We start from the raw sequence: 8,306 nt of genomic DNA, 5'->3' as shown, positions 1-8,306 counted from the left end.
GCCCAATGCTCCCGGCGGCACGTCCGCCGCCTCCGCCGCCCGCTGGAGCGTCCCGCCGAATGCCAGCGCCAGCAGCGGCAGCGCCACCAGCAGGGAGACGTGCACCCGGATGGGTACGCCCCGGAACGACCCCACCCGAAATGCCCCCGGCCTCTCACGCATCGCCCACCTCCCTGCCCGCCAAGGGACACGGTGTCGGAAATCCTGAACTTCCGTCCCGTCCGCGCCCCGTGCACACAGGGCCCGGCCGTCCGCCCACCCCTCCGGAGGCAAGGGAAGCGCTGCCACCGCCCTTCAATCGTGTTAGAGCGGCCCCCCATGGCCACGACCCCCGAGAACGATCCCTTGCGCGCACGGCTCCAGCAGATGGAGCAGCAGGCCGAGCAGGGCGGCGGCGCCGACCGCATCGCCAAGCAGCACGAGGCCGGCAAGCTCACGGCCCGCGAGCGCATCGACCTGCTCCTCGACCCCGGCTCCTTCAGCGAGCTGGACAAGTTCGTCACCCACCGCAGCCACGACTTCGGCATGGGCGACAAGAAGATTTTGGGCGACGGCGTCGTCACCGGCTACGGCACGGTGGAGGGCCGCCAGGTCTTCGTCTTCGCCCAGGACTTCACCGTCTTCGGCGGCTCGCTGTCCGGCGCCTACGCCCAGAAGATCTGCAAGATCATGGACCTGGCCACCCGCGTGGGCGCGCCCGTCATCGGGCTCAACGACTCCGGCGGCGCGCGCATCCAGGAAGGCGTGGAGAGCCTGGCCGGCTACGCGGACATCTTCCTGCGCAACACGCTGGCGTCCGGCGTCGTCCCCCAGATTTCGCTCATCCTGGGGCCGTGCGCGGGCGGCGCGGTGTACTCGCCCGCCATCACGGACTTCATCATGATGGTGAAGGACACGTCGTACATGTTCATCACCGGCCCGGACGTCATCAAGACGGTGACGCACGAAGAGGTCTCCAAGGAGTCCCTGGGCGGCGCGCTCACGCACAACCAGAAGTCCGGCGTGGCCCACTTCGCCGCGGAGAACGAGCAGGCCGCCATCGCCATGACGCGCGAGCTGCTCTCGTACCTGCCCTCCAACAACCAGGAGGACCCGCCCGCGCAGCCGTGTGACGACGACCCGTTCCGCGCCGAGGAGTCGCTGAAGACCATCGTCCCGGCGAACCCGAACAAGCCCTACGACATCAAGGAGATCATCCGCGCCATCGTGGACTCCAAGCACTTCTTCGAGGTGCAGGAGCACTTCGCGAAGAACATCGTCGTCGGCTTCGCGCGCATGAACGGCAAGAGCGTGGGCATCGTCGCCAACCAGCCCGCGGTGCTCGCCGGCTGCCTGGACATCGACGCCAGCGTGAAGGCCGCGCGCTTCGTGCGCTTCTGCGACTGCTTCAACATCCCCCTGCTCACCCTGGTGGACGTGCCCGGCTTCCTCCCCGGCACGGACCAGGAGTGGGGCGGCATCATCACCCACGGCGCCAAGCTGCTCTACGCGTACGCGGAAGCCACCGTCCCGAAGATCACGCTCATCACCCGCAAGGCCTACGGCGGCGCGTACGACGTCATGGCGTCCAAGCACATCCGCGCGGACATCAACTACGCCTACCCCACCGCGGAAATCGCCGTGATGGGCCCCGAAGGCGCGGTGAACATCATCTTCCGCAACGAGCTGCTCAAGGCCCAGGACGCCAACGCCGAGCGCAAGAAGCTCACGGACGACTACCGCGACAAGTTCGCCAACCCGTTCAAGGCGGCGGAGCTGGGCTACATCGACGAGGTCATCCGTCCGGAGGAGACCCGCGCCAAGGTCATCCGCGCGCTGGAGATGCTCAAGGACAAGCGGCAGGAGAACCCGCCGCGCAAGCACGGCAACATCCCGCTGTAGAAGTCATCCCGGAACACGCCCGCACGCTCCCGTCGCCTGGGGGGCAGGCGGGCGTGGAGACTTCCGGAAATTCTGAGGTAACGCCGGGGCTTTCACGGGGCCACTCAAGGAGCCCCCCCCGTGTCCCAGCAGCGCCGACTCATTCTCTTCCTCTCCGACGTCGAAGGAAACCTCACCGCCCTGCGTCAGACGCTCAAGGGCGTGTGTGAGGGCCTGGACCTGCCCTGCCCCGAAGTGAAGTGGGTGGAGTCCCGTCCGGAAGCGCTGGCCGACAGCGGGTGGCACGTCGCGGAGATTCCGCTCGTCTCCGGCAAGACGTCCGGCAAGGTGTCCTCTCCCGAAGAGCACGTGGACGCCATGACGCAGGCGCTCTCGCGCGACTTCCGGGACCGCTCCATGGGCATGTACGTGGACCGGGAGCACAGCTACGCGCGCGTCTGCATGGCCGCCCCCAGCCGCCCGCCCCGCGCCATGGAGGGGGAATACCTGGACGTGCTGCGCCAGGCCGCGCGCTGGCTGGACGTGGAGACGACGGCGCTGGCCCGGCTCTTCAGCGGGAATGCGGCGCGCAACCTGCTGGCGGCCGCGGTGGACTTCGGGCCGGACGGCAAGCCCGTGGAGGCCCCCGCGCACCCCGCCCCTCCCCCGGAGCCGGACGAGGACGACCGCTTCGTGGAGGCCAAGCTCGCCCAGGCGAAGCAGCTGATGGACCAGTACCTGAACCTGCGCAAGTAGAGGCAGGCAATCCCGGGCGCCCCATGCTAGACGGGCGCCCATGCCCAAGATCCGCAAAGTGCTCGTCGCCAACCGCGGCGAGATCGCCATCCGGGTGATGCGCACCTGCAAGGACCTCGGCATCGCCACGGTGGCGGTGTACTCCGAAGCAGACCGCTCCGCGCTGCACGTGCGCACCGCCGACCAGGCCTACTTCGTCGGTCCCCCGCCCTCGCGCGAAAGCTACCTGGTCCAGGAGCGCATCCTGGAGGTCGCGAAGCAGTCCGGCGCGGACGCCATCCACCCCGGCTACGGCTTCCTCTCCGAGAACGCCTCGTTCGTGCGCGCCTGCGAGAAGGCCGGCATCACCTTCATCGGTCCGCCGGCCGCCGCCATGGACGCCATGGGTGAGAAGACCCGCGCCCGCGCCAACATGATCAAGGCGGGCGTGCCCGTCGTGCCGGGCACCACGGAGCCCATCGGCACCATCGAGGAGGCGCGCGAGTACGCGCAGAAGATCGGCTTCCCCATCATGCTCAAGGCCGCCGGCGGCGGCGGTGGCAAGGGCATGCGCCGCGTGGAGGGCCTGGGCGACTTCGACTCCGCGTGGCGCTCCGCCAAGAGCGAGGCGATGAGCTCGTTCGGCAACGACGCGGTCTACATCGAGAAGTACCTGGAGAAGCCTCACCACGTCGAGATCCAGGTCTTCGCCGACCAGTACGGCAACACCATTCACCTGAACGAGCGCGAGTGCTCCGCGCAGCGCCGTCACCAGAAGGTGGTGGAGGAGACGCCCAGCCCCATCCTCACGCCGGAGCTGCGCGCGAAGATGGGCGAGGTCGCGGTGAAGGCGGCCAAGGCCGTCAACTACGTGGGCGCCGGGACGGTGGAGTTCCTGGTGGACGTGCACCGCAACTTCTACTTCCTGGAGATGAACACCCGCCTCCAGGTGGAGCACCCCGTCACCGAGTGGGTCACCGGCCTGGACCTGGTGGCCATGCAGATTCGCGCCGCCGAGGGCGAGAAGCTGCCCCTCTTCGAGGCCCCCGCCCCGCGCGGTCACGCCATCGAAGTGCGCGTGTACGCGGAGGACCCGGCGCGCAACTTCATGCCCAGCCCGGGCAGGATCCACGCGCTGCGCGTGCCGAGCGGCCCGAACGTGCGCGACGACTCCGGCGTGTACGCGGGCTTCACGGTGCCCAACTACTACGACCCCATGATCTCCAAGCTGTCCGTGTGGGGCGCCACGCGTGAAGAGGCCATCGCGCGGGCCAAGCGCGCGCTGTCCGAGTACGTGGTGAAGGGCATCACCACCAACCTCCGCTACCTGCACGGCATCCTGTCCCACCCGGAGTTCGTGGGCGGGGACTACGACACCAGCTTCCTCACCCGCCAGCACACGGAGCTGCTGGGCCAGGAGGACGCCCAGCTCAGCGAGGTGGCCCTCCTGGCCAGCACGCTGCACGCCTTCCAGCGCGACCAGAAGCGCGCGAAGACGCTGCCGTCGCGCGGCGGTGGCGGTGACACCTCTGGCCGCATCAGCCCGTGGCGCCTGGCGCTCAAGAGCCGCCGCCGCTGACCTTCCACCTTTCGCAAGGACCTTTCCTCCATGCGTTACTTCACGAAGCAGCAGCAGGGTCAGAAGGAAGCGGTGCCGGTGGACCTGGAGCCGCTGGGCCAGGACCGCTACCGGCTCACGGTGAACGGCAAGACCTTCCAGGTGGACGCGCTGTCCGTGGACCAGGGCACGCTGTCGCTCCCGGTGGACGGCCAGTCGTACAACGTCGAGTTCGAGGAGAACGGCGACGAGATTGGCACGCTGGTGCGCGGGCAGGTGAACCGCACCGACGTGGCGGATGAGCGCAAGCTGCGCATGCGCGCGGCGGCCAGCAGCTTCTCCGTGGAGGGCCGTCAGCTCGTCCTCGCCCCCATGCCCGGCAAGGTGGTGAAGGTGCTGGTCAAGGTCGGCGAAGAGGTGAAGGAGGGCCAGGGGCTCGTGGTCGTGGAGGCCATGAAGATGGAGAACGAGCTCAAGAGCCCCAAGGCCGGCAAGGTCACGGAGGTCTTCGCCAAGGAAGGCACCGCCGTGGAGAACAACGCCAAGCTCGTCGTCGTGGAGTAGCCCGCCCCATGGAGATGCTCTGCACGCTGCGCAGCACCACCGAGTCGCAGCGCCAGGCCCTGTTCAAGGCGCCCGAGGCGCTGGAGCCCTTCCTGGAGGACGAGGAGGACTTCGGCGACGCGAAGGGCGTGGCGTTCCTGGAGCTGGACATCGGCGAGGCGTGGCACGGCCTCCAGTACCTGCTCACCGGCACGGCGTGGGAGGGCAAGCCCCCCCTGGACTTCCTGGTGCGCGGCGGCGAGGACGTGGGCGACATCCCGTCGGATGAGGGCACCGCGCGCGTGTTCGACGCGGCCTCCGTGAAGGCCCTGGCGGAGGCGCTGAAGCAGGTCTCCGTGGACAGCCTGCGCGAGCGCTTCGAGCCGGCGAAGCTCCAGGCGGAGGACATCTACCCCGGCACCTGGGACGAGGAGGAGGAGCTGGAGGAGGACGTGGATCCGCTGGAGGAGCTGCTCTCCTACTTCGTGGAGCTCCAGAAGTTCACCGCCGCCGTGGCGCAGCGCGGGCTCTGCATGCTCGTGCACATCGGCTGAGGCTCAGGCCGCCCAGCCCTGCCACACGTCGTGCCCCAGCTTCAGCACCAGCGCGGCCACCACGCCGAGCACGACGATTCGCACCAGCTTGTCGCCGCCCTTCACCGCCATGTGCGCGCCCAGCCACGCGCCGGTGAACTGCGCGGCGGCCATGGGCAGCGCCACCTTCCACAGCACCACGCCCCGGAGCGTGAAGAGCGTCACCGACGCCAGGTTGGAGGCGAAGTTCACCACCTTCGCGTCCGCGGACGCGCGCGCCAGGCCGTGGCCCAGCAGCGAGGAGAACGCCACGATGAGGAAGGTGCCCGTGCCCGGGCCGAAGAAGCCGTCGTAGGTGCCGATGCAGAGCGCGATGAGCGCCCCGATGGCCTGCGCGCGCGGCCGGGGCGAGGGCTCCACGCCGTCCCTCCGGGGCGGCGTGCGGCGGAAGGCGAGGAACACCGCCACCGCGATGAGCAGCACCAGCACCAGCGGCTTGAGCACCTCCGGCTTGAGCAGCAGCACCAGCGCCGCGCCGCCGAACGCACCCATCAGGCCGAAGGGGAACGCCACCTTCGCCAGCTTCCAGTCCACCAGCCCCGCGCGCGCGAAGCGCACCAGCGCCGCGCCCGAGCCGAACACGGACTGGCCCTTGTTCGTGCCCAGCGCCACGTGCGCGGGCAGGCCCGCCGTCAAGAGCGCCGGCAGCGTAATCAGCCCGCCGCCTCCGGCGATGGCGTCCACGAAGCCCGCGCTCAGGGCGGCGACACACAACAGCACCAGCTTCACTGCGCTGACGTCCAGGTCCACGGTGGCGCCCCGCTTATCACCCTTACTTGCGCGAGGGCGAAGCTTGGGGGTCAATGCGGTTCATGCTCGCGACCCTGATGACCGTGCTGGCGCTGACGCTCGCCGCGCCGCCCTCGCCGCCTGACGCGACCACCGCCACGTGCCGCTCCATCGACGGGCACGTGTCCTGTGGCTATGCGTGCAAGTCGGATGGACAGCGCGTGCGGTGCGCCCAGACGCTCCAGGGCCGCTGTACCGTCATTGATGGCCAGGCCGTCTGCTTCGACCCGCCGGCGTACGTGGTGAAGGCGTACGGCTCCGCGCTGCCGGACTCCGAGTGCAAGACCATCGACGGGGTGGTGGGCTGCGGGTACGCGTGCGTCACGGCCTTCGGCAAGGTGCAGTGCGCGAAGACGCCTGCGGGCGTGTGCCGCAGCCAGAGCGGCAACGTGACGTGCTTCGACCCGCCCGCCGCGGTGTTCGCGGTGTTCGGCAAGCAGGTGCCGCGCGCGCAGTGCGTCAGCAACGGGCTCCAGATGGCGTGCGGCTTCAACTGCGTGAACGCCTCCGAGGGCGTGCGCTGCGCGAAGACGCCCCTGGGCGTGTGCAAGGCGCAGAATGGCCACATCACCTGCTTCGACCCGACGCCCGCGGCGCTCTGCGCGTGGGGCAAGGACCTGCCGGCGCCCCAGTGCAAGCTGAGCGAGGTGGGGCCGGTGTGCGGCTACAACTGCACCACGGCGTACGGCAAGGTGGCGTGCGCGGGGACCCCGGCGGGAATCTGCAAGGTCTTCGACAGCGAGGTGTACTGCTTCGACCCGCCCGCCGAGCAGCAGGCGGACGCGGCGTGCCTGGCCAACGTGGGGCTGGCGGCGCTGGAGGGCGCCACGCCCTGAGGACGCCTGCCCGCCCGCTCGTGAGACGTCTGCTTGGAGGCGGGCACGGGCGGCGATAAAATTCCAATTCCCCGGCGGTCCAGGGAGCGGGAGCAGGACGGCACATGGCGGAGGGCGAGGTCCGGCAGTACTGGGTGCGCAACGATCGGGGCACCACCTGGGGGCCCCTGACGGGTGCCACCATCGAGCTGCTCATCGACAGCGGCTCCATCCAGGGCAAGCTCCAGGTCTCCACCGATGGGCTGCAGTTCGCCTTCCCGTGGCGCTTTCCGGAGGTGCGGGACGCGTTCCCCCGCGAGCTGTGGGGGGACGGCGCGCCCGCGTCGCTGCTGCAATCCTCGTCCGCGGTCATCGCGCCGCCTCCGCCCGCCCCGGCCACCGCGCCCGGCGCCGGCCCGGCCGCCGTGCCCATGGCGGGCCCTGGAGCCGCGCCCGTCGCGGGTCCTGGCGCCATGCCCATGGCGGGTCCGGGCGCGATGCGGGGCCCCGCTCCCGGAGCGGCACCGGCGGGGCGTCCTGTCGCCGCCGCGCGGCCTCCGGGCCCTCCGGTCGCGGCGGCACGTCCGGCCGCGCCCCCTCAGGCGCCGCAGGCTCCGCAGGCTCCGCAGGCTCCGGCTGACGACGGCAGCAACACGGTGCCTCCGCAGGGGCAGCTCGCGCAGCACTCGCCCCTGCAGCTCTACGGGCGCATCGCCGCGGGCGAGCACACGGGCCTTCTGACGCTGGGGCTTTCCGACCGTGCCCTGTCGGTCCACTTCCGCAAGGGCAGCCCGGAGTTCGTGGACTCGTCGCACGCGGAGGACGCGCTGGGCGTGTCGCTGATGGGCGCGCGTCTCTTGACGGCGGAGCAGCTCCAGCAGGCGGAGGGCGCGAAGGACCGCTTCGGAGGCGACCTGCTGGCGGCGCTGTTCGGGCTGGGGCTCCTGCAGCCGGCGACGGCGTTCGCGCAGCTGTCGCAGCGGGCGCTGGGCATCCTGGGCAAGGCGCTGCGGGCGGAGTCCGGGACGTTCAGCTTCGAGGCGCGCGACCTGCCCGCGCAGAAGTCGATGCCGCTGGGCAACCGCTGGGCGCTGCTCAGCGACCAGGTGCGCCGCATGCCGACGGCGGACCTCAAGCGGCGGCTGGCCTTCGTGCTGCCCTTGCCCATCATGAAGTCGGGCGGCCGGGTGGCCTCCAGCGACCTGCGCCTGACGCCGCACGAGGTGCGCGCGCTCTCCTTCATCGACGGGGTGCGCTCGCTGGGGCAGCTGCTCCAGGACGTGCCGCAGGACGCGGATCACCTGATGCGCGTGGCGTTCCTGCTCAAGGAGCTGAACGGCGTCTCCTTCGCGGCCACCCGCACGCAGGCGGCGCCACCGCCGCCGGCCCCGGGCCCCACGGCCACCGCCGCCC

7 protein-coding genes and 1 pseudogene are annotated in these 8,306 nt (G+C 70.5%); 7 read left to right on the top strand and 1 reads right to left on the bottom strand.

Features of this window, described 5'->3' with window-relative positions; translation table 11 throughout:
• Positions 1–318 precede the first annotated feature (318 nt).
• The 5 genes from D7X96_RS37805 (at position 319) to D7X96_RS37785 (ending at position 5,250) form a co-directional block, all read left to right on the top strand.
• Positions 319–1,881: an acyl-CoA carboxylase subunit beta gene (locus tag D7X96_RS37805; RefSeq protein WP_120553204.1), complete on the top strand. Its 1,563-nt coding sequence runs from the start codon at positions 319–321 to the stop codon at positions 1,879–1,881.
• Positions 1,882–2,001: 120 nt separating this feature from the next.
• On the top strand, positions 2,002–2,616 hold the full coding sequence (locus D7X96_RS37800) for a hypothetical protein (protein ID WP_121771904.1): 615 nt from the start codon (positions 2,002–2,004) through the stop codon (positions 2,614–2,616).
• A gap of 40 nt (positions 2,617–2,656) precedes the next feature.
• Entirely contained in the window at positions 2,657–4,174 is a 1,518-nt protein-coding gene (gene accC / locus D7X96_RS37795; RefSeq protein WP_120553059.1) for an acetyl-CoA carboxylase biotin carboxylase subunit, read from the top strand.
• A gap of 30 nt (positions 4,175–4,204) precedes the next feature.
• Positions 4,205–4,717: a biotin/lipoyl-containing protein gene (locus D7X96_RS41630; protein WP_121771903.1), complete on the top strand. Its 513-nt coding sequence runs from the start codon at positions 4,205–4,207 to the stop codon at positions 4,715–4,717.
• Positions 4,718–4,725: 8 nt separating this feature from the next.
• Positions 4,726–5,250 (top strand): YfbM family protein, encoded by a 525-nt coding sequence (locus D7X96_RS37785; RefSeq protein WP_121771902.1) that lies wholly within the window; start codon positions 4,726–4,728, stop codon positions 5,248–5,250.
• A gap of 3 nt (positions 5,251–5,253) precedes the next feature.
• Here D7X96_RS37785 and D7X96_RS37780 read toward each other — a convergent pair whose 3' ends face one another.
• A complete protein-coding gene (locus D7X96_RS37780) occupies positions 5,254–6,039 on the bottom strand; it encodes a TSUP family transporter (RefSeq protein ID WP_120553056.1) in 786 nt (261 codons plus the stop codon).
• Between the two features lie 62 nt (positions 6,040–6,101).
• Between D7X96_RS37780 and D7X96_RS37775 the strand changes: the two genes are divergently transcribed.
• Together D7X96_RS37775 and D7X96_RS37770 are read left to right on the top strand one after the other, a co-directional pair.
• The gene (locus D7X96_RS37775) at positions 6,102–6,914 is read left to right on the top strand and encodes a hypothetical protein (RefSeq protein WP_120553060.1); all 813 of its coding nucleotides are present in this window, start codon (positions 6,102–6,104) and stop codon (positions 6,912–6,914) included.
• Between the two features lie 104 nt (positions 6,915–7,018).
• Positions 7,019–8,306: pseudogene (locus D7X96_RS37770) on the top strand (molecular chaperone DnaJ); the annotation flags it as partial.

Origin of the sequence: Corallococcus interemptor, assembly GCF_003668875.1 — a bacterium.
GTDB classification, from domain to species: Bacteria; Myxococcota; Myxococcia; order Myxococcales; family Myxococcaceae; genus Corallococcus; species Corallococcus interemptor.
Note: the sequence above shows the minus strand (reverse complement) of the source record. Positions and strands in the feature narration are given on the sequence as shown.

Bases quoted from the DNA above. Each gene is read 5' to 3' on its own strand.
- D7X96_RS37805 (WP_120553204.1), top strand. From the start codon at position 319: ATGGCCACGACCCCCGAGAACGATCCCTTGCGCGCACGGCTCCAGCAG.
- accC (WP_120553059.1), top strand. From the start codon at position 2,657: ATGCCCAAGATCCGCAAAGTGCTCGTCGCCAACCGCGGCGAGATCGCC.
- D7X96_RS41630 (WP_121771903.1), top strand. From the start codon at position 4,205: ATGCGTTACTTCACGAAGCAGCAGCAGGGTCAGAAGGAAGCGGTGCCG.
- D7X96_RS37785 (WP_121771902.1), top strand. From the start codon at position 4,726: ATGGAGATGCTCTGCACGCTGCGCAGCACCACCGAGTCGCAGCGCCAG.
- D7X96_RS37775 (WP_120553060.1), top strand. From the start codon at position 6,102: ATGCTCGCGACCCTGATGACCGTGCTGGCGCTGACGCTCGCCGCGCCG.